The organism is Collinsella aerofaciens ATCC 25986, assembly GCF_010509075.1.
Lineage (GTDB): Bacteria > Actinomycetota > Coriobacteriia > Coriobacteriales > Coriobacteriaceae > Collinsella > Collinsella aerofaciens.
In genome coordinates, this window is record NZ_CP048433.1 from 348,295 (window position 1) to 368,911 (window position 20,617).

A 20,617-nucleotide genomic window follows, 5' to 3' on the forward strand; every position below is an offset into this window, starting at 1 on the left:
GGCGACAGGCCCAATGATTGTCAAATAAGTACCGAGTATTCGGTAGCAGAGAAAGGAAGGAGGGTGTCATGGAGAAGCATAAAGTGATTTGCCCGTACTGCGGCGCCGGTTGCCAGTTTAACCTCTTGGTCCAAAACGGCCAGGTCGTGGGTACCGAACCGCTCAACGGCATCACCAACCAGAGCGAGCTGTGCCTTAAGGGCATGAGTGGCTACGACTTCATCAACGACACCAAGATCTTGACTCCTCGCGTACTGCACCCGATGATTCGCCGCACTAAGGGCGCGGATCTTGAGCGCGTAAGCTGGGACGAGGCACTGGATTTCACCGCATCTAAGATGCAGGCCATAATTGACGAATATGGTCCTAACGCTGTCATGACCACCGGCTCTTCGCGAGGCGGCGGCAATGAGGCGAACTACGTCATGCAGAAGTTTACGCGTGCGTGCATCGGCACCCACAGCGTGGACAACTGCGCCCGTACTTGACACGGCCCTACTGTCCTCGGTCTGATGGACACGGTTGGTTCAGGTTGCATGTCATGCTCCATCCCCGGTATGGAGGATGCGGGCTGCATTTTCCTCTTCGGCTATAACCCTGCCGATTCGCACCCCATCGTCGCAAGGCGTATCGTGCGAGCCAAAGAAAAGGGTTGCAAGATCATCGTCGCCGATCCGCGCCATATCGAAACCGCGCGTATCGCCGATCTCTACCTTCCGATCAAGAACGGTTGCAATGTTGCGTTCCTCAACGCCTTTGCCAACTGTCTGGTCAACGATGGCCTCTACGACAAGGAATTCGTCGCCGAGCACACGAACGGCTTTGACGAGTGGTGGGAGACCATCAAGAACTACACTCCCGAATCCGTACAGGACATCACGGGTGTCGAGCCCGCGCTGATCCACCAAGCTGCCGAGATGTACGCCACGGCGAAGCCCTCTGCCATCATTGGCTGGGGCATGGGCGTATGCCAGCAGAAGCAGAACCTGAAGACGGTGCACACCATCGCCTCCATCGCCTGCGTTGCCGGCCAGATCGGCAAACCCAATTCCGGCCTCGCGCCCGTGCGCGGTCAGAACAACGTCCAGGGCTCCTGCGATATGGGCATGCTGCCCAACCTGTACCCTGGCTACCAAAAGGTCACCGACCCCGCAGTGCGTGCCAAGTTTGCCAAGGCTTGGGGCGTGCCCGAGGAAAAGCTCCCGCTCGAGGAGGGCTACAAGCTCACCGACCTGGGTCACCTGGTCGACGAGGGCAAGGTGCACTGCTTCTACAACTACGGCGAGGACCCGGTGCAGACCGAGCCCGATTCGGCCGGCATGCGCAAGACGCTCTCCGAGCTGGATCTGTTCATTTGCCAGGACATCTTTATGACGCAGACGACCATGCTCGCCGACGTCATCCTGCCTGCCACCTCTTGGGGCGAGCACGAGGGTGTCTTTACCGCATCCGACCGTAGCTTCCAGCACTTTGACGCGGCCGTTCCGCCCAAGGGCGAGTGCCGTCACGACTGGGAGATCTTCGCGGACCTGTCCACGCGCATGGGCTATCCCATGCACTACGACAACACCGAGCAGATCTGGAACGAGTGCATTAGCCTGTGCCCCAACTTTGTGGGCGCGACCTACGAGAAGATGGCTCCCGAGGGCGGCTACGCCCAGTGGCCGGTCAAGAGCACCGATGTGAACGACCACGGTACGCCCGACATGTTCGCTGGTGGTAAGTTCACCACCAAGGACGGTCGCGCCAACCTGATGGCGCACGACTGGGAGGCGCCCTCCGAGCTTCCCGACGATGAGTACCCGCTCATCCTGTGCACCGTCCGCGAGGTCGGCCACTACAGCTGTCGTTCGATGACCGGCAACTGCAAGACGCTGGCGCTGCTTGCCGACGAGCCCGGCTTTGTCCGCATGAATCCCGCGGACGCCCAGGCGCGCGGCATCAAGAACGGCGACATCGTCTCGATTCACAGCCGCCGTGGCCAGGTATACAGCCGCGCCGACGTGAGCGACCGTATCAACAAGGGCACGGTCTACATGACCTACCAGTGGTGGATCGGCAAGTGCAACGAGCTGACCATGCACAAGGTCGACCCGGTCTCGCATACGCCCGAGGACAAGTTCTCCGCCTGCCAGGTCGACGCCATTGCCGACCAGGTCTGGGCAGAGGGCGAGGTCGAGCGTCAGTACACCGAGCTCAAGCAGGCTCTGGTGGACGCCGCCGCTCCCCAGGATGTTGAGCCCGGCGCCGCCAAGTTCGACGACGAGACGCACGTGAATCAAATCGTGTAGTCCCGTTCTCGTTGGCTTTTTGGGCCGGGCGTCCCGTACGTTCGGGAGCCCGGCCCGTTATTTTGAAAGGAAGTGGGGATGAACCGCTTCATCGACATCAACCCGGAGAGGTGCATCGGCTGCGGAACATGCCAGTCCGCCTGTGCCGACGCCCACCGGATGCAGGGTCTTCAGGATACGCCGCGCCTGGCGCTCGTGAAGACCGGCGGTATTTCGGCCGCCCTTGCCTGCCACCATTGCGAGGGTGCCCCCTGCGCCGAGGTTTGCCCGGTGAATGCCATCGAGCACGATGGCGACCGCATCCACGTCAAGGAGCAGGAGTGCATCGGGTGCAGGCTGTGCGCCATCGCGTGCCCCTTCGGAGCCATCCATCCCGATGGCACGTCTATCGCCGGTGTCGCAGGCATGTGCGACCCGACGCCTTCGTATCCTAAGTCCCTGAGCAGCCTGCTTACGTGGGCTCCTGGCCAGTACACCTGCGCTGTCAAGTGCGACCTGTGCGCATTCGATCCGGACGGCCCGCATTGTGTGGCGGCGTGCCCCACCAAGGCGCTTACCGTCATGGGCGGCGCGGCCGATCGCGAGCTCGACGAGGCCAAGCGCCTGCGCTCGATCGAAAACGGTCCGGTCGTCGACGCTACCGCTGTGGCCCAGGGCCTGTCCGAGAAAGCAGAAGGGAGCGTAAACAATGGATAGCATGACGCTGTTTATCGCATCGCTTGCCGTCTCGTGCATCGGTGCGCTCGCCTCGGTTCTGCTGATCAAGGCCGATAACGCCGCCAAGACCGCCGGCTGCCTTATCGGCGCCGTCGCGGCCGTGCTGTCGTTCATCGCGGGCCTCGAGGCCGTGCTTGGCGACGTTTCGTCCCTCAACACGGTCTTCTTCTTCCCGTTCGCCCGTCTCGAGCTCTTGCTTAACGGCCTTGCGGGCCTGATCGTGGTCCTCATCTCGATCCTCGCCTTTGCGGGCTTCATCTACGGTCTGTCCTACTTCGACGAGTACCCGGGCAAGGTCGGGCGCGCCGGCTTCTTCATGAACACCTTCGTCGCCTCGATGATGCTCGTCATCACCGCCGACAACGTGTTCTGGTTCCTGGTCGCCTTTGAGCTCATGTCCCTTACGAGCTACTTCCTTGTCGTCATTGAGGAAAACAAGAACTCCATCAAGGGCGGTTGGCTCTACTTCGTCATCGCGCACGTGGGCTTCGTCCTCATCATGGCGAGCTTCCTGCTCATGACCAACGGCGTGGGCGGTTCCTTCAGCTTCAGTGATTTCCGTACGCATGACTTTGGACCCGCCATCTCCTCCGTGTGCTTCGTCCTCGCGTTCTTCGGATTTGGCGCAAAGGCCGGTATCATCCCGCTGCACTCCTGGCTGCCCCAGGCGCACCCCGAGGCGCCGTCCAACGTGTCCGCCCTCATGTCCGGCGGCATGATCAAGATCGGCATCCTGGGAATCCTCAAGGTCGGTCTCGACCTGCTCGCGGGTTCGGGCGTCCAGCTCTGGTGGGGCCTCATGGTCCTGGTCTTTGGATCCATCTCCTCGGTCCTGGGCGTCGTCTACGCCCTCCACGAGCACGACATCAAGCGCCTGCTGGCCTATCACTCCGTCGAGAACATTGGCATCATCTTGCTCGGTGTCGGCGCGTCCATGACGGCGCACGCCCTGGGCAACGACGTCATCGCGACGATCGCGCTCATGGCCGCCCTCTACCACACGCTCAACCACGCCATGTTCAAGGGCGAGCTGTTCCTCGGCGCGGGCTCCCTGCTCTATGCCACGGGTACGCGCAACATGGAGAAGATGGGCGGTCTGTTCCGCCGCATGCCGGTCACGGCCGTCTGCTTCCTCATCGGCGCTCTTGCCATCTCGGCCATCCCGCCGCTCAACGGCTTCGTTTCCGAGTGGTTCACCTACCAGTCCCTGTTCAACATCTCGACGCTCTCCGACCCGGTCGTCATGGTGTTCGCCGTCGCCTCCGCGGCCGCGCTCGCCATCACCGGTGCCCTGGCCGTTACGTGCTTCGTGAAGGCCTACGGCGTCTCGTTCGCGAGCAGCCCGCGTTCCCAGGAGGCTGCGAACGCCAAGGAGTCCCCGGCTCCGATGTTGTTCTCGCAGATGCTCCTCGCGGCCATCTGCGTGGTGCTGGGAATCGGCTCTCCCGTCATCGCCCCGGTTCTGGGCGACGTCGCCCAGAGCGTGCTTGCCGGCTCCGCCGTCACGGCCACCTCGGGCGTGTCTCTGGTGAACGAGATTTCCGGTGCCGCCACCTCCACCCCCGCGATCGCCATCGCGCTCGTGGTCCTCACCGGCCTCGCGTTCGCGTTGAGGTCCTGCCTCGGCGCCAAGGCCCCCGCTAAGAAGACCGACCCTTGGGCGTGCGGCTACGAGCCCAACGAGCACATGCCCGTCGTCGCCACGAGCTTCGCGTCCGACGTCGAACTCTTCATGGGCCCGCTCTACACCCTGCGCGAGGTATGCACCAAGATCTGCTGGTCCATCGCGCACGTGTTCCAGAAGCTCACCGGTGTCGCCCAGGGCGTCGAGCCCCTGCCCGACCGTTTCCTGGTCGATGCACCGAGCGAGGGTGCCGACAAGCTGGCCGGCCTCGCCTCCAAGATCGAGGGCGGCAACTACTCCGTATACATCTGCTACATCGTCGCGGCGCTCGTGGTCTTCCTCGTGCTCGCCGTGGTCATGGTCTAGAGAGGGGAGAGGATATTATGAACATCGTTCTTGCGATGGCGCAGGGCCTCGTGGTCATGCTGGTCGCGCCCTTCTTCTCCGGCCTCGCCCGTGTGATTCGCGCGAAGATGCACAATCGCCGCGGTCCGTCCATCCTTCAGGATTACCGGGACCTCGCGAAGCTCATGGCGCGTCCCGAGTCCGTGAGTTCCGACTCGAGCTTCGTGCTGCGCATCATGCCGCCGCTGTTCCTCGCGGTGTCGTTTATGCTCGCCATGGGCCTGCCCATGTTCACGCTCCAGAGCCCCATGCCCGTCTTTGGTGACGCCATCACCATCATGTACGCGCTCGCGCTGTCCCGCTTCTTCTTCGCGCTGTCCGGCGTGGATTCCTCCAACGCCTACGCGGGCTTCGGCGGTATCCGCGAGCTCCTCATGAGCGTGCTCATCGAGCCGTCCATGCTCATCGCGCTGTTCACCGTCGCCATCGTGTGCGGCTCCACGGACATTGCGACCATGGGTCAGCACATCGTTACGGGCAACGTCTCGAGCGTCGTCGCCGTTATCCTCGCCGGCGTCGCCTTCGCGGCCGCCTGTTACATGGAGCTCGGCAAGCTTCCGTTCGATCAGGCCGAAGCCGAGCAGGAGCTCCAGGAGGGCCCGCTCGCCGAGCTCTCCGGCCCGTCCCTGGCCATGATGAAGCTCGCCATGGGCATGAAGCAGGTCGTGGTCGTCGCTTGGTTCACCTCCATCTTCATCCCCTGGGGAGAGCCCGCGACCATCGGCGTCACCGCTCTCGTGGGCGCCGTCGTCTTCCTCGTCAAGTGCCTGGTCGATTTCGTCGTCTGCGGCGTGCTCGAGAACTCCGTTTCCCGTTCGCGCTTCAAGGTGCTCGGTAACCAGACCTGGGCCGTCGTCGGCATCGCGGTCCTCGCGTTCGTCTTCGTCGTCGTAGGCGTGTAGGGAGAAGGGAGAAACTATGTCAATCGAATCGAGCTTGTCCCTCTTTGCCATGGTGGCGATCGCCGTCCCCATGCTGGGCTCCCTGCTCATCGTCATGCTGCCGCGTCCCTACGCTAAATGGATCTGCGCCTTTGCCGGCGGCATCGCCACGGTCGCTTCCGTTGGCTTGGCCGCGACGTTTGCCGGAAACGGCATGAACGCGGTCGATGTAACCTGGGCGAGTATGGGCCAGACCTTGGTCATGGGCTTCATATTCGACCGGATGAGCACGCTGCTCGCACCCGCGTTCGTCGCTATCGGCCTGCTCGTCGTCATCTATTCGTTCCCGTACATGAGCGATAAGAATAAGGAGCATCCCGACGCGCCCCGTCGTCGCTTCTACGTGTACTTCTCCACGTTCATCGGCGCCATGGCCGGTCTCGCCTACAGCTCCACCATCGTCGGCCAGCTCGTTTTCTTCGAGATCACCGGTGTGTGCTCCTGGGGCCTCATCAGCTACTACATGACGCCCACGGCCAAGAAGGCCGGTATGAAGGCGCTCATCATCACCCATATCGGCGCTCTGGGACTCTACATCGGCGCGGCCTTCCTGTTCGCCGGAACCGGCACGTTCGCGCTGAGCGCGATCTCCCAGCTCGATTCCGGTATGAAGACCGTCGTGCTGCTGCTCATCCTGTTCGCTGCTTGGGCCAAGTCCGCCCAGTTCCCGCTCTACATGTGGCTGCCCTCCGCAATGGAGGCCCCCACGCCCGTTTCCGCCTACCTTCATGGCGCGTCCATGGTTAAGGTCGGCGTGTGCGTGTTCGCCCGCGCTCTTGCGAGCGCCGGCGATATCCCCGAGATCGTCGGTTGGGTCGCCATCATCGACGCCGTCGTGACCATGCTCTTCGGCTTCCTCATGTACCTGCCCCAGAAGGATATGAAGCGCCTGCTCGCCTTCTCGACGATCGCGCAGCTCGCCTACGTGTTCTTTGGCCTGGGCCTCTCCGTGTTCGGAAGCCAGATGGCGTTTAACGGCGCCGTCGAGCACATCTTCAACCACGCGTTCACCAAGACCCTGTTCTTCCTCATCGCTGGCTCTCTCAGCTTCACGCTGGGAACCCGTATGCTGCCCAAGATCCAGGGCCTCATGAAGAAGTACCCGGTCACGGGCGTGGGCTTTGCGGTCGCCGCGACCGCTATCGCCGGCGTGCCCCCCATGAGCACGTTCTTTTCCAAGTTCCAGATCATTTCCGGTGGCTTCGCGGTTGGTGCTACCAACACGGTCATCTTTGTCCTCGTGTGCGTCATGGTCGTCGAGACCGTCGCCACCTTCGCATGGTTCCTGCGTTGGATGGGTAAGGTCCTGCCCGGTGAGCCGAGCGAGACCGTGGCCGCCGGCCAGCCCCTTCCGCGCGCCATGGCGTTCGTGTTCGTCGTCCTCATGATCATGGTCGTCGTCGCCGGTCCTCTGTCCTCTAGTTGGATGGGTTAGGAGGTAGGACATGGGTTATTCGTTAGTCAATATCCTGGGCGGTCTTCTGATCGTGACCTCCACCATGGTGGTCGTCTCGAAGACCATCCCGTCCGCCATCAAGTGGTACGCGATCCAGTCGGTTGTCCTGGTGGGCGTGCTGCTCACCCTGGGCCTCACCACCGGTGCCACCGAGCTTCTCATGTGGGCCGCGTCGGCCTTCGTCACCAAGGTGATCCTCGTTCCGTTCATTCTCAACCGTGCCTACAAAAAGATGGGTTCGCCTGCCGATAGCACGTTGACCTCCTCCGTCAAGCCGGCCTGGACCATCATCCTCACCGGTCTGGAGGTGGCCATCTGCTTCGCGGTGGTCACGCGCCTGAGCCTGCCCACCGCTGAGGTGGCTACTCCGGCCCTCGCCATCAGCTTCGCGCACTTCTTCGTCGGCCTCACGTGCATCATCTCCCAGCGCAACATCCTCAAGCAAATCTTCGGGTACTGCCTTATGGAGAACGGTAGCCACGTGACGCTCGCCCTGCTCGCGCCCACGGCCCCCGAGATCATCGAGATCGGCATCGCCACCGACGCCATTTTCGCCGTCATCATCATGTCCGCCGTCGTCGTGAGGATCTGGAACGACACCAAGTCGCTCGACTCCCACGACCTGACCGAATTGAAGGGGTAGGCCATGGATGTTTCAATGCTGACGGTCGCCCTGCTCGCTTGTCCCCTCGTGTTCTCCCTGATTATGGCTGCGCTCCCCAAGACGACGTCCTACAGCGTCTTTGCGGGGCTCAACACCATCTCCGTCGCGGCGACCCTCGTCCTTTCGGTCGTCACCGCGGGAACCATGCTCTCGAGCGGGCAGAATATCGACGCTTTGGGCCTGTGGCTCCATCTCGATTCGCTCTCGTCGATCTTCGTCCTTCTGGTAGGCATCATCGGGTTCATCACCGGCGTGTACTCCATCTCCTATATCAAGATCGATATCAAGGAGAAGACCATGCCGGCCGAGCGCACCAAGCAGTACTACGCGCTGTTTAGCCTGTTCGTTTTCACGATGCTGCTCGCCTGCCTGTCCAACAACATCATCCTCACCTGGGCGGCGGTCGAGGCCACCACGCTGTCGACCGTGTTCCTCGTGGGCATCTACAAGAACAAGCAGGCGCTCGAGGCGTCTTGGAAGTACGCGATGGTCTGCACCGCCGGCGTGGCCTTCGGCCTGTTCGGCACGCTGCTCATCTACGCGAACGCCGCCGATATCATGCCCAACGCGCATGAGGCAGCCTTCCTCACCTCCATCATGCCCTACGCCGACCAGTTCGACCCGATGCTCGTGCGCCTCGCGTTCGCGTTCATCGTCATCGGCTTCGGCACCAAGGCGGGCCTGTTCCCCATGCACACTTGGCTGCCCGACGCGCACTCCCAGGCTCCGAGCCCGGTCTCCGCGCTGCTCTCGGGCGTGCTGCTCAAGTGCGCCATGCTGGTGATCATCCGCTTCTACTCCCTGTCCATCATCACGGTGGGCGACACCTATCCGCGTACGCTCCTGCTCATCCTGGGCACGCTGTCCATCCTGGTGGCCGCCCTGTGCATCTTCAAGCAGGACGATATCAAGCGCCGCTTCGCGTACTCCTCCGTCGACAACGTCGGCGTGGTCGCGCTGTGCCTGGGTATCGGTGGTCCGCTCGGTATCGCCGCCTGCCTGCTGCACTGCATCTTCCACGGTTTCACGAAGGCGCTCGCCTTCTGCATGGCCGGTAACATCCAGCACATCTACCACACCCGCGACCTGAACAAGATCAAGGGCGTCGTCGAGATCGCTCCCGTCACGGCAGCGCTCACCATCATCGCCCTGCTCGCGCTCGCCGCCTTCCCGCCGTTCGCCCTGTTCATCTCCGAGTTCCTCACCTTCGTGGCCGGCATCCAGTCCGGTCCCATCTGGGTGGTCGTGCTCGTGGCCATTGGCCTCACCGGCGTGTACTTTGCCCTTACCGGCATCGCGCTCAAGTCCATCTTCGGCAAGGCGCCCGAGGGCATGAAGCGCCACGAGGTGCCCGCCCTCATGATCATCCCCGAGATCGCCCTCGCGATCGTGGTCATGTGGTTCGGTATCGCCACCCCGGTCGCCATCACGAGCGGCGTCGAGGATGCAACGTCCGTCGTTTTGAACCAGAGCGTCGAAGAGCTCCACGAGGCCCCTCTCTACCGCATGGTGTTCAGTTCCCAGACCAAGACAAGTGAGGTGAATTAGCACCATGGCAGAACCTGAAAAGAAGGACTACGCTCGTCGCTGCGAAAGCCACGTCGAGGCCCTGCGCGCTGCAGTGCCGGGCGCTATCGAGAAGGTCGAGTGGCAGTGCGAGGACCAGCTGACGATTACCGTCAAGCAGGACAAGCTGCCCGAGGCCGTCCACTACCTGTACTACGAGCGCTACGGCTGGATTCCCGTGATCATCGGCAACGATGAGCGCAGCCTGTGCGGCCGCTACGCCGTGTATTACGTCATCTCCATGGAGGGGGAGGACCCCGGCTGGGTGACCGTGCGCACCGAGGTCGATCCCGCCAAGATGACGTTCCCGTCCGTGACGCCGTTCGTCCCCGCCTGCGTGTGGGGCGAGCGCGAGCTGCGCGACATGTTCGGCCTGATCCCCGAGGGTCTGCCCGACCGTCGCCGCCTGGTACTGCCCGATGACTGGCCCAGCGGCCTGTACCCGCTGCGCAAGGACTCCATGGACTACCGCTTCCGTCCCGCTCCCGCGAGCGACATGGAAAACTACGAGTTCTTGGCCGACACCAAGGGCAAGGAGACCACGCTCGTCCCCATGGGCCCGCTGCACATTACCTCCGACGAGCCTGGCCACTTCCGCCTGTTCGTCGAGGGCGAGACGATCGTCGATGCCGACTACCGTCTGTTCTACGTGCACCGCGGCATGGAGAAGGTCGCCGAGACGCGCCTGAACTATGACGCCGTGACGTTCCTCGCCGACCGTATCTGCGGCATCTGCGGCTGCGCTCACTCGGTGGCCTATGCCGAGGCCGTCGAGCGCGCCCAGGGCATTCATGTCCCGCCGCGCGCCCAGTACATCCGTGCCATCATGCTCGAGGTCGAGCGCCTGCACTCGCATCTGCTCAACATTGGCCTGGCGTCGCACTACACGGGCTTCGACTCCGGCTTCCAACAGTTCTTCCGCGTCCGCGAGAAGTCCATGGACCTGGCCGAGAAGCTCTCCGGTCACCGCAAGACCTACGGCCTCAACGTGATCGGCGGCGTGCGTCGCGACATTTTGGCCGAGCAGAAGCTCTCCACGCTCACGACCATCCACCAGCTGCGCTCCGAGGTTCAAGAGCTCGTCGACGTGCTGCTCTCCACGCCCAACTTCATTGAGCGTACGAGCGGCATCGGCATCTTGGACCGCAAGATCGCACGTGACTTCTCGCCGGTCGGCCCGCTCATGCGTGGCTCGGGCTATGCCCGCGACGTGCGCTTTGACCATCCCTTCGACGGCTACGCCGATCCGGACGTCCAAAAGATGCACGCCGCCACGGCCGACACCTGCGATGCCTTCGGCCGCACCGCCGTTCGCATCCAGGAGGTCTACGATTCGATCGACATGATCGAGACCATGCTCGAGAACTGCCCGTCGGGCCCCATCCTCACCACGGATTGGGAGTACACCCCGCACAAGTACGCCATCGGCGCCACCGAGGCGCCGCGCGGCGAGGACGTGCACTGGGCCATGCTCGGCAATAACCAGAAGTGCTACCGCTGGCGCGCCAAGGCCGCCACGTACAGCAACTGGCCGGTCCTGCGCTACATGTTCCGCGGCAACACCGTGGGCGACGCGGCGCTGATCGTCGGTTCGCTCGACCCGTGCTACTCCTGCACCGATCGCGTGACGGTGACCGATGTCGCCGCCAAGCGCGACCACGTGCTCGACAAGGAGCAGTTCGAGAACGTCTGGCGCGACAAGTCGCCGCTTGCGGGCGAGGGAACCATAGCCGCTCCGCTCGATGAGGAGGCGCTCTAATATGCTGAAGCTTTGGAAGGTTAACGCCAAGGCCGGCGACGCGACGGTCAAGTACCCGTTTGCGCCGTTCCCCACTAACAAGGACATGCGCGGCAAGCCCGAGCACAATGCCGAGCTCTGCATCGCCTGTGGTGCCTGCGGCGTGGCGTGCCCGGCCGATGCCATTCGCATGGACACCGACCTTGCGGCCGATACCATCACCTGGTCGATCGACTACGGTCGCTGCATCTTCTGCGGCCGCTGCGAGGAAGCCTGCCCCATGGAGGCCATCAAGCTCACCGAGGAGTTTGAGCTGGCCGTCATGAGCAAGGATGACCTCACCAGCAAGAGCGTCTACACGCTCGAGCACTGCTCGCGCTGCGGCAAGCCGTTTGCCCCGCACAAGGAGATCGACTACGCCAAGCTCCTGCTGCAAAAGACCGGCGGCATGGAGGCCATCCAGGCCGCCCGTACCGTCGGTATGTGCCAGGAGTGCAAGCGCGAGCTCGATGCCCTGCGCGCCGCCTCGGCCGTAAAGACCGGCAACGCTGCCGGCATGGCTGCCAACGAGACGCTCGCGTCCGGTGAGCCCCAGGGCCCCGGCATGGAGTATCTGGGCGGCCACGGCGTGAACCCGGAGTATATCGACCGCGAGCTCAATCCCGATGCGCCCGAGATTCCCGCCGGTCCGGCGCCGGTCGAGGGCATCATCATGGATTTTGAAACGAAGGAGGAGTAACCATGGCCGAACCCACGCTTTTGCCCGAGCGGCTTCAGTACCGCCCGACCAAGATCGAGCTCGACGAGAGCATCGAGAAGGCCAAGGCGACCCTTCTTAAGAAGATCAAGCGCTCGGTGTACGTCTACCGTGTCGACTGCGGCGGCTGCAACGGCTGCGAGATCGAGATCTTCGGTTCCATCACGCCCGTCTTTGACGTCGAGCGCTTTGGCATCAAGGTCGTGCCCTCGCCCCGTCACGCCGACGTACTGCTGTACACCGGCGCCGTGACGCGTGCCATGCGCATGCCGGCCCTGCGCGCGTTTGAGGCCGCACCCGATCCAAAGATCGTGGTGTCCTATGGCGCGTGCGGCTGCACCGGCGGCATCTTCTACGACAACTACTGCGTCTGGGGCGGCACGGATAAGATTCTGCCGGTCGATGTCTACATCCCCGGCTGCCCGCCCAGCCCCGCGCAGACCGTCTACGGCTTTGCCATGGCGCTCGGTCTGCTGGACCAAAAGCTCCATGCCGAGACCACGGTGGAGGCCGCCGGCGAGCAGGCCGATATCCTGCACCCCGGCGTGCCGTACAAACTGCGCGTTGCCATCGAGCGCGAGGCTCGCGCCATGAGCGGCTACCGTTACGGCCGCGACCTGGCCAACGAGTTTATGGACACGCTCGAGGGTGCGCCCAAGGGCGATATCCGCGGTGCCATGGCGCTGCTCATTGACAAGCAGGACGATCCGCGCCGCGTTGAGGTCTACTCGGCGCTGCAGGATCTGGTGCTGGCCGGAGGTCGCTAGATGGAGCTCACGGACCGCTCTGGTTACTTTGCGGGCCCCGGTATGCTCGGCGGCTCCTTTGGCGATGCCTCGCGCGCAAGCGACGAGGCCGCCGAGGGCGTCGCCGACCCCTGTCTGGGCCATGCGCCCGACCAGGTGGTCTTTTACGAGCTCACGCGTAAGTTTGTGGAGACCGAGGAAGACGTTCCCCAGGAGGCCTGCGACGTGCTGTACTACACGCTCGCCGTGGGCCACCACACCGGCGTTCTCGATTGCTTTGAACCGCGCCTGTCGGTGCCGGTGGATGTGTTCTATTCGCTCGTCGACGCGTTGCCGGAGGGGGAGGCCAAGACCAAGTTCGAGGCCATCCGTTCCTTTGGCGAGTGCCAGCTCGACAAGGCGGCGGTGCCGTCGCTGCTCGAGGTCTGCGATGCGCTGCTCGACGAGCGCGGTTTTCGCGGGTCGGCCAAGGCCGGCATCTCTGTGTTCGATGACGACTTTGGCCTGCATGCCCAGCAGGTTGCGTTCTTAATGAAGTTTCGCGATCTGGTTGAGCGCGTGCGCGATGTGTCGGGCGTGTATCTGACGGGGAGGTTGCAGTAATGGGTCGCGTTGTGGATGGTCACGTGAACGGCGCCCCGTTTGCGGGTATCGTGCTCACGGCGGGAAGCGTGCTGCGTGCCGACGATGCCGCCGGCCCCGTGCTCTCCAAAAAGATGGAGGACGCGCCGCTCGCCGGTTGGTACACCATCGACGGCGGCCAGACGCCTGAAGACGACATCATCGAAGTCAAGCGCGAGCGTCCGCCGCGTTTGGTTTTGGTCGATGCCGCCGACATGGCGCTGCCCGTCGGCTCCATCCGCTTGCTCGACAAACGTGACGTGGCCCGCAAGTCGATGTTCACCACGCATTCGCTTCCCTTGTCGATTCTGATCGAAGAGATTGAGCAATCGTGCGAAGATATCGTCTTCATAGGGATTCAGCCGGGCGATACGGAGTTCTACAACCCCATGTCCCCGGAGGTCTTTGAGGCCGTCGACGCCGTGTACGACGCCGTGGCCGCCAACGACTTTTCCCACTTTGTCCGCTTGGGGCAGGAGCTATAGCGGCGCTTGCCTCTGCTGAATAGGAAAGAAGTGATTGACATGGCAGATTCCAAGGTGGAGTACCCCGCTCCCGATTGCCTGGCGCCCGCCGCGATCGAGGCTAAGACCGAGGCCGCCGGCGTGACCAAGGCTAACCTGCCGGTCGCTAAGGCCTTTCTGTTGGCAATGTTCGCCGGCGCGTTTATCGCCTTCGGCGGCCTGTTCTTTACGGTGTTTTTGAGCGACAGCACGCTGGGCTGGGGTGCCCAGCGCGTCGTGGGCGGCCTGTGCTTTTGCCTGGGCCTGGTGTTGGTGCTGGTGTGCGGCGCCGAGCTGTTTACCGGCAATTCGCTTATGGTCTGCGCACTCAAGAGCAAAAAGATCACCCTTGTCCAGATGCTTAAGGCCTGGGTCGTCGTGTGGGTCGGCAATTTTGTCGGTGCCTTGTTCATCGTCTTTTTGGTGTACATGGCCGGCATTTACAAGCTCAACGGCGAGGCGGTCGCCAATTCCATGGTGAGCGTCGCCGCCGGCAAGGTGACGATCGACTGGGTGACGATCTTCTTCCGCGGCATCCTGTGCAACATCTTTGTGTGCCTGGCCGTGTGGATCGGTACCGCCGGCAAGACTGTGGTCGATAAGGTTGTGGGCATTCTGCTGCCCATCGCCGCCTTTGTGGCCTGCGGTTTTGAGCACTGCGTCGCCAACATGTACTTTTTGCCCATGGGCGCCGTGATGCATGCATGCGGCTACGGTGCCAAGGTCGCCGGCGCCGATGCGCTCAACGCCGCGGGCATTGCGTTTAACTTGTCCGCCGCCACGCTGGGCAACATCGTGGGCGGCGCGGTTCTGGTCGCGCTCGGCTACTGGTTTATCTACGCCAAGAAGTCCGAGGCGTAAGGTATCGTCTGTTTGACTTTGGCCTCCCGCGGGGCGTTGCCGTGCGGGAGGCTTTTTGGGTCTGGGGCCCGTTGCCGGGCCTTTGGCCTGCTGTGTTTGGCTGATGAAAGGGGTAATCGAGATGGCATCTGCTGTGAAGCGTGACGGTCGCGCCGTGGTGACCACATGCGGGGGATGCTATGCCGATTGCGCCTTTGCGGCACGCGTTGAGGACGGTCGCGTGGTGGCTGAGTTGCCGGTTGTGGGACATCCGTGCGTGACGCGTGCCCTGTGCGCCCGCGGACGGCATCGCCTGGCAATGCCGTTTGACGAGCGCGACCGCATCGTGCACCCCATGCGTCGCCGAGCTGATGGCTCGGGGTTCGATGCGATTTCGTGGGACGAGGCGTTTTCGGAGATCGCGGCGCGCCTTGGGGGGATTGTTGACGAACATGGCGCTCGTGCGCTGGGTATGACGCTCGGCGTGCCCTCGTTCGACCGCTACTGGGGCTATCGTCTTATGCATGCGCTGGGTTCGCCCAACGTGTACGGTGCCGATGGCGCCTGCGAGGTAAGCCGTCTCACTGGTTGGGAGCATAGCTTGGGCTATAGCCCCGCCTCCGACCTGGCGCATACCGATTGCATTATGTATCTGGGGCGTTCCATTGTCGATTCGTCGACGATGGGGGCCGTTGATGCACTCAACGATGCGCGCCGGCGCGGGGCGAAGATCATCGTGGTCGACCCCCGGCGCAGCGGCTCGGCTGCGCTTGCCGACCGCTGGTTGCGCGTGCGCCCGGGCTGCGACTTGGCGCTGCTGTTGGGTATTGCCCATGTCTTGATTGCCGAGGATCTGTATGACCACGAGTTCGTGACCCGCTATACCACGGGTTTTGACGAGCTGGCGCAGGCGGCCAGTGCTTGGACACCCGAGTGGGCCGAATCGATGTGCGACGTGCCGGCCGCAGAGATTGTCGCCACGGCGCGCGATCTCGCTGCCGCCGCGCCTGCCGCTGTGGTGGATGCGGGCTTTCATGGCGGCATCGGTATCGCGTATGCCAACAGTACCCAGACCGCGCGCGCGATTTGTCTGGTCGATGTGCTGCTGGGCTGCATCGGACACGCGGGCGGTGCCCTCAACCCGCCCACGCCGCTTGCGTTGGGCGACCTCGATCCCGCACGCTTTGCGACGCCGCCGGTGCCGCGCGGGCCCAAGCTGGGGTCCGAGCGCTATCCACTGGTCGATCCGGTGCGCGGTCTGTGCACGACCATCGGTCAGTCGATTCTTGCCGGTGATTTGCGTGGACTCATCGTCTATGCCAGTAACCCCGGTGCGGGCTATGGCAATGTACAGGCTTGGTTGAGTATTTTGCAGCAGCTCGACTTGCTCGTGACGATTGATATTCTCTGGTCCGAGACGGCGCGTGTTTCTGACTTCGTGCTGCCCGACGTGACGTATCTGGAGGCCGACCGCGGTGTGGGTACGGTCGTGGGCGCCAACGATGCGCGCGTGTTCTACCGCAACGCCGTGCTGCCCGTGCAGCATGACGACACACGTCCCGGTCGGGAGATTTTTGCCGGTCTGGCGCAGGCGTGTGGCGTGGGCGAGTACTTCCAGTTTACGTCTGACGATCTGGCGGCTGCCCAGGTGGCGCCTTTTGGGATCAATCTGGACGAGCTCAAGGAGCGCGGCTGGGCCGACACGGGTGTTGCGTTGCCGTCGCGTACGGGCGAGCCGGCGATTCCCTTGGATGGCGGCAAAATTGCGCTGGCAAGCGACGTATGGGAACGAGCCGGTCTGGGTCGTGTACCCAACTGGATCGCTCCCATGGTGGAGCCCGGTCCGGGGATGTTTCGCCTCATTAGCGGCAACCGTCCCTTTGAGTCGCATACCTCGCGAAGGCTTGCGGCCCAAGGTGCCGCCGAGGCTGGATCGGACCTGGATGCCGTGCAGATGAATGTCGATGCTGCTGCGCACATGGGCATTGCCGACGGCGAGATCGTCGAACTCGTGAGCGATATGGGCCGCGATCGCGTACGCGTGGAGACGACGCCCTATCTGCATCCGGCGTGCATCTTTACGTCGGCTGCTCCCGGTGGGCGTTCGCTTGGCTCCGATGCCGGTGGCGCTCAAGGCTTGGGCGTGGGCCCGCTCGACCATACGCCGTTGCGTTGGGACCCGTTGACGGGCGCCGCGCTCACCCAGGAAAACGCCGTTCGCGTGGAAAAGATCGCGGCGCGCGAGGATAATAACGAGTAATTGACTCAGCTAATGTATTTGACTGATCCACGTTTCTTTTGAAAGGCCGCACATGAGCGATAGCCAGAACATGTCCGATGAGGTACGCGCCCGACTGCGCGCCATTCCCTCCGTCAACGAGCTGCTCGCAGAGTGGCCAGTTGTGAAGGCTGTGGGGGAGACCTGCGACGCGGTGGTGCATGCCGCCGTGACGGCAGAGCTCGACGAGGAGCGCGCCGCCATTCGCGCCGGCGCCGCCCCGCGCTCTAAACGCGATCTGGCTTCGGCCATCGAGTGGCGTGCGCACCGCTCCGCGCTGCCGAGCCTGCGCCCAGCAGTTAATGCCACGGGTGTGGTCATCCATACCAACTTGGGCCGCGCCCCGCTCGCGGAGTCGGTCGCCAAGGCCGTGGCCGAGGTTGCGCGCGGGTACAGCACGCTCGAGTACAGTGTGGACACTTGTTCGCGCGGGTCGCGCAAGGAGCACGCCGCGCAGCTGATCCGCTCGCTCACCGGTGCCGAGGACGCGCTCGTGGTCAACAACAACGCCGCCGCGGTACTGCTGGTGCTGGCGACCCATGCCGCAGGCAAGGAGGTCATCGTCAGCCGCGGCGAGCTTGTCGAGATCGGCGGCAGCTTCCGTATCCCCGATGTTATGGAGGCCTCGGGTGCCAAGCTCGTTGAGGTCGGGGCCACCAACCGCACGCATTTGAGCGACTACGAGCGCGCCATTACGCTCGATACGGCAATGATCCTCAAGGTCCATCCTTCCAACTATCGCATCGAGGGTTTTCACGAAGAGGTGGGCTCTCGGGAGCTTGCCGCCCTGGCCCACAAGCATGGCCTGCTGTTCTACGAGGACCAGGGCTCGGGCGCGCTGTTGCCCGACGACATCTTGGTGCGCGGCGGCGAAGAAACCACGCCGGCTTCGGTTTCGGCGGGGCTCGATATCGTGTCGTGCTCGGGCGATAAGCTGCTGGGTGCCGCGCAGGCGGGCATTATCATGGGTCGTCGCGATCTGGTCCAGGCCTGTGGGTCACATCCGCTTATGCGCGCCTTGCGTCCGGGTAAGCTCGCACTGGCGGCGCTCGAGGCTACACTGCGCATCTACTTGGATGGGGCGGATGTGGCCCATCGCGAGGTGCCGGTGCTCAACATGCTCACGCTCCCGCAGGCTCATCTGGAGCGTCGTGCCCGCAAGCTGCGCGATCGGATGGTCGCCGGGCTCGATAAGGCCGGTTGCCCGTGCGCCGTTCAGGTGGAGATCGTCGAGGAGTCGTCGACCCCCGGTGGCGGCTCGCTGCCTACCGTGGAGCTGCCCACGATGTGCGTTGCCGTGCGTCTTGTTGACGCGCGCTTGACGGTCGATGCGCTCAAGCGCTCGCTTGTCCAGGACTTCGACACGCCGGTCGTCACGCGAACCTCGCACGATCGCATTTTGTTTGACGTCCGTACGCTCGTGGGCGACCGCGATATCGAGACGGCGGCGTCGACGCTCGTCGCGTGCGTTGAGAAGGCGATTGCTCGATGAGTGAGGTTCAGGCGCTGGTGGAGTGCCCCGTTATCGTTGGCACGGCGGGTCACGTTGACCATGGTAAGTCGGCACTGATCGAGGCACTGACTGGCAAGAATCCCGATCGTCTGGAGGTTGAGCGCCGTCGCGGTATGACCGTGGAGCTGGGCTTTGGCGAGCTGGCGCTGCCGAGTGGCAAGATCGTCGGCCTGGTCGACGTGCCGGGCCACTCGCATTACCTGCGCGCCATGGTGCAGGGCGCCACGGGCATCGACGTGGCCGTGCTGGTGGTCTCTGCCGTTGAGGGTGTAATGCCGCAGACGCGCGAGCACGTGCACGTGCTGGAGCTGCTGGGCGTCACGCATATGGTGGTGGCGCTGACGATGTGTGACCTGGCCGATGCCGAGATGACCGAGCTTGCCGAGCTCGATGTCGATGATTTTTTGTCGGGTACCGTGTTTGCGGGCGCGCCGATTGTGCCCGTGTCGTCTAAGACGGGCGAGGGGATCGACGGGCTGCTTGCGGTGCTCGACGAGCAGGTAAGCGCCTGCTGGGATGCCTGCCGCGACCGTGCCGAGCGCACCGATGCCGCGCCGCGCCTGCCGATTGACCGCTGCTTTACGATTAAGGGCGTCGGCACTGTCGTAACGGGAACGCTGCACGATGCGCCGGTTGCGGTGGGCGACGAGCTGATGGCTTTGCCGTCGCGTACGGTCTGTCGCGTGCGCGGGATTCAGGTGCATGGCGATACGCCGCGCGCGCTGCCTGGTCAGCGTGTGGCGCTCAACCTAGTTGGTGACGGTGTCGCGGCGCTTGACCGTGGCGAGATGCTGGGCGTGGCGGACCGCTTTGGCCAGACGTTGCGCTTTATGATGACGTTCACCTACCTGGGCCGCGAGGGCGCCAAGCCGCGTGTGCTCGAGTCGGGTGCGCGCGTGCATGTGATGGCCGGCACAGCCGAGGTCGTCGGCCGTATCATGCTCATGGAGGGCGAGGCCCCCATGGCGGTGGGAGAGACGCGAGTGGTGCAGGTACGCTTGGAGGAATCGCTGCCACTGCGCGCCGGAGACCATGCCGTGGTGCTGTCGTATTCGCCCGTTATGCTCATCGGCGGCGGGCGCGTGCTGCTTTCGCGCTGCCGTCGTTCGCGCGAACTTACTGAGGGGGAGCGCGCGCTGCTTGCAGCGCTTGAGGCCGGCGATGCCGTCGCTGGTGTGGACGCGTGGCTGGCGCTGCAGATGTTGCCAGTCGTGGTAGCCGACGTTGCCGCGGCGCTAGATCTTCTTTCCGGTGAGGCCGATGCCGCGCTGAAAGAGTTGGTGGCGCGAGGTGCTGTTTGCGAGCTTGCCGGCTCGGGCGATGCGCTGTATGTGAATGCCGCCGCGCTCGATGCCGCCATGGACGTGCTGGCGGCGACCCTGACCGCTATGCACGCGGCTGCCCCCAAGGAGACGGGCTTTACGCCCGGCGCCGTTGCCCATGCTGCGTGGCCTGCCGCTGACGATGCAGTTGCCGCAGCCCTGATTTCCGAGGGCTGCTCGCGCGGCGTGTGCGCCGCCGAGGGGGCCGAGGTGTTCGACCCGCACTCCGCTGCCGCCGCGGCGCGCGTGGTGCACGAGGCTTGCGAGCGCATCGTTGCCTTGCTGGACGAAGCTGGCCTCGATGCGCCGACGCTGCCAGAGGTAGGCGAGCAACTGCAGCTCGATCGCGGCACCATGACGCGAGCCCTGCGCGAGCTTTCGCTCAACCGCGCGATCGTTAAGGTCGAGCGCGACGTTGCCCTGTCTGCTGCTGCCGAGGCCCATGCGCGTGAGCTCGTCGCCGCCGCCATTGAGGCAGCCGGCGGTGCTGCCACCACGAGCGCTCTGCGCGAGGCCCTTGGTGTGTCGCGCAAACGCGCCATCAGCATCCTTGAGCACCTGGATGCCGTGCGCTTTACGGTACTCGACAAAGAAGCCGGCGGCCTGAGGTCCCTGCGCTAGATTGGCTGCTCGGT

16 protein-coding genes and 1 pseudogene are annotated in these 20,617 nt (G+C 63.7%); all 17 read left to right on the plus strand.

What is annotated here, in order from left to right; genetic code table 11:
• Positions 1-68: 68 nt before the first annotated feature.
• Positions 69-218, plus strand: a pseudogene (locus tag GXM19_RS11320) (hypothetical protein); the annotation flags it as partial.
• Entirely contained in the window at positions 204-2,291 is a 2,088-nt protein-coding gene (gene fdhF / locus GXM19_RS11200) for a formate dehydrogenase subunit alpha (protein ID WP_483076037.1), read from the plus strand. The pseudogene GXM19_RS11320 and the gene fdhF, both read left to right, overlap by 15 nt.
• Positions 2,292-2,369: 78 nt before the next feature.
• A complete protein-coding gene (locus GXM19_RS01700; protein WP_006234115.1) occupies positions 2,370-2,987 on the plus strand; it encodes a 4Fe-4S dicluster domain-containing protein in 618 nt (205 codons plus the stop codon).
• Positions 2,980-4,998, plus strand: coding sequence for a hydrogenase 4 subunit B (hyfB, locus tag GXM19_RS01705; protein WP_006234114.1), 2,019 nt, complete (start codon positions 2,980-2,982; stop codon positions 4,996-4,998). The genes GXM19_RS01700 and hyfB overlap by 8 nt, the downstream gene beginning before the upstream one ends.
• Before the next feature lie 17 nt (positions 4,999-5,015).
• Entirely contained in the window at positions 5,016-5,939 is a 924-nt protein-coding gene (locus GXM19_RS01710) for a respiratory chain complex I subunit 1 family protein (RefSeq protein WP_006234113.1), read from the plus strand.
• Positions 5,940-5,955: 16 nt separating this feature from the next.
• Positions 5,956-7,413, plus strand: a complete 1,458-nt coding sequence (locus tag GXM19_RS01715; protein ID WP_006234112.1) for a hydrogenase 4 subunit D — start codon at positions 5,956-5,958, stop codon at positions 7,411-7,413.
• 10 nt (positions 7,414-7,423) lie between these two features.
• Positions 7,424-8,077 (plus strand): hydrogenase 4 membrane subunit, encoded by a 654-nt coding sequence (hyfE, locus tag GXM19_RS01720; RefSeq protein WP_006234111.1) that lies wholly within the window; start codon positions 7,424-7,426, stop codon positions 8,075-8,077.
• 3 nt (positions 8,078-8,080) lie between these two features.
• A complete protein-coding gene (locus GXM19_RS01725) occupies positions 8,081-9,646 on the plus strand; it encodes a hydrogenase 4 subunit F (protein ID WP_006234110.1) in 1,566 nt (521 codons plus the stop codon).
• A gap of 4 nt (positions 9,647-9,650) precedes the next feature.
• Positions 9,651-11,423 (plus strand): hydrogenase large subunit, encoded by a 1,773-nt coding sequence (locus GXM19_RS01730; protein WP_006234109.1) that lies wholly within the window; start codon positions 9,651-9,653, stop codon positions 11,421-11,423.
• 1 nt (position 11,424) lies between these two features.
• Positions 11,425-12,141, plus strand: a complete 717-nt coding sequence (locus GXM19_RS01735; RefSeq protein WP_006234108.1) for a formate hydrogenlyase complex iron-sulfur subunit — start codon at positions 11,425-11,427, stop codon at positions 12,139-12,141.
• 2 nt (positions 12,142-12,143) lie between these two features.
• Entirely contained in the window at positions 12,144-12,926 is a 783-nt protein-coding gene (locus tag GXM19_RS01740; protein ID WP_006234107.1) for an NADH-quinone oxidoreductase subunit B family protein, read from the plus strand.
• Positions 12,927-13,508 (plus strand): formate hydrogenlyase maturation HycH family protein, encoded by a 582-nt coding sequence (locus tag GXM19_RS01745; protein WP_006234106.1) that lies wholly within the window; start codon positions 12,927-12,929, stop codon positions 13,506-13,508.
• Positions 13,508-14,011 (plus strand): hydrogenase maturation peptidase HycI, encoded by a 504-nt coding sequence (gene hycI, locus GXM19_RS01750; RefSeq protein WP_006234105.1) that lies wholly within the window; start codon positions 13,508-13,510, stop codon positions 14,009-14,011. Before GXM19_RS01745 ends, hycI begins: the two co-directional genes overlap by 1 nt.
• A gap of 39 nt (positions 14,012-14,050) precedes the next feature.
• On the plus strand, positions 14,051-14,890 hold the full coding sequence (locus GXM19_RS01755) for a formate/nitrite transporter family protein (RefSeq protein WP_006234104.1): 840 nt from the start codon (positions 14,051-14,053) through the stop codon (positions 14,888-14,890).
• A 121-nt stretch (positions 14,891-15,011) separates the two neighbouring features.
• The gene (locus GXM19_RS01760) at positions 15,012-17,129 is read left to right on the plus strand and encodes a molybdopterin-containing oxidoreductase family protein (protein ID WP_050766078.1); all 2,118 of its coding nucleotides are present in this window, start codon (positions 15,012-15,014) and stop codon (positions 17,127-17,129) included.
• Positions 17,130-17,181: 52 nt separating this feature from the next.
• Positions 17,182-18,639, plus strand: coding sequence for an L-seryl-tRNA(Sec) selenium transferase (gene selA / locus GXM19_RS01765; protein WP_006234102.1), 1,458 nt, complete (start codon positions 17,182-17,184; stop codon positions 18,637-18,639).
• Complete coding sequence (selB, locus tag GXM19_RS01770; protein ID WP_006234101.1) at positions 18,636-20,603, plus strand: selenocysteine-specific translation elongation factor; 1,968 nt, start codon at positions 18,636-18,638, stop codon at positions 20,601-20,603. Before selA ends, selB begins: the two co-directional genes overlap by 4 nt.
• Positions 20,604-20,617 lie beyond the last annotated feature (14 nt).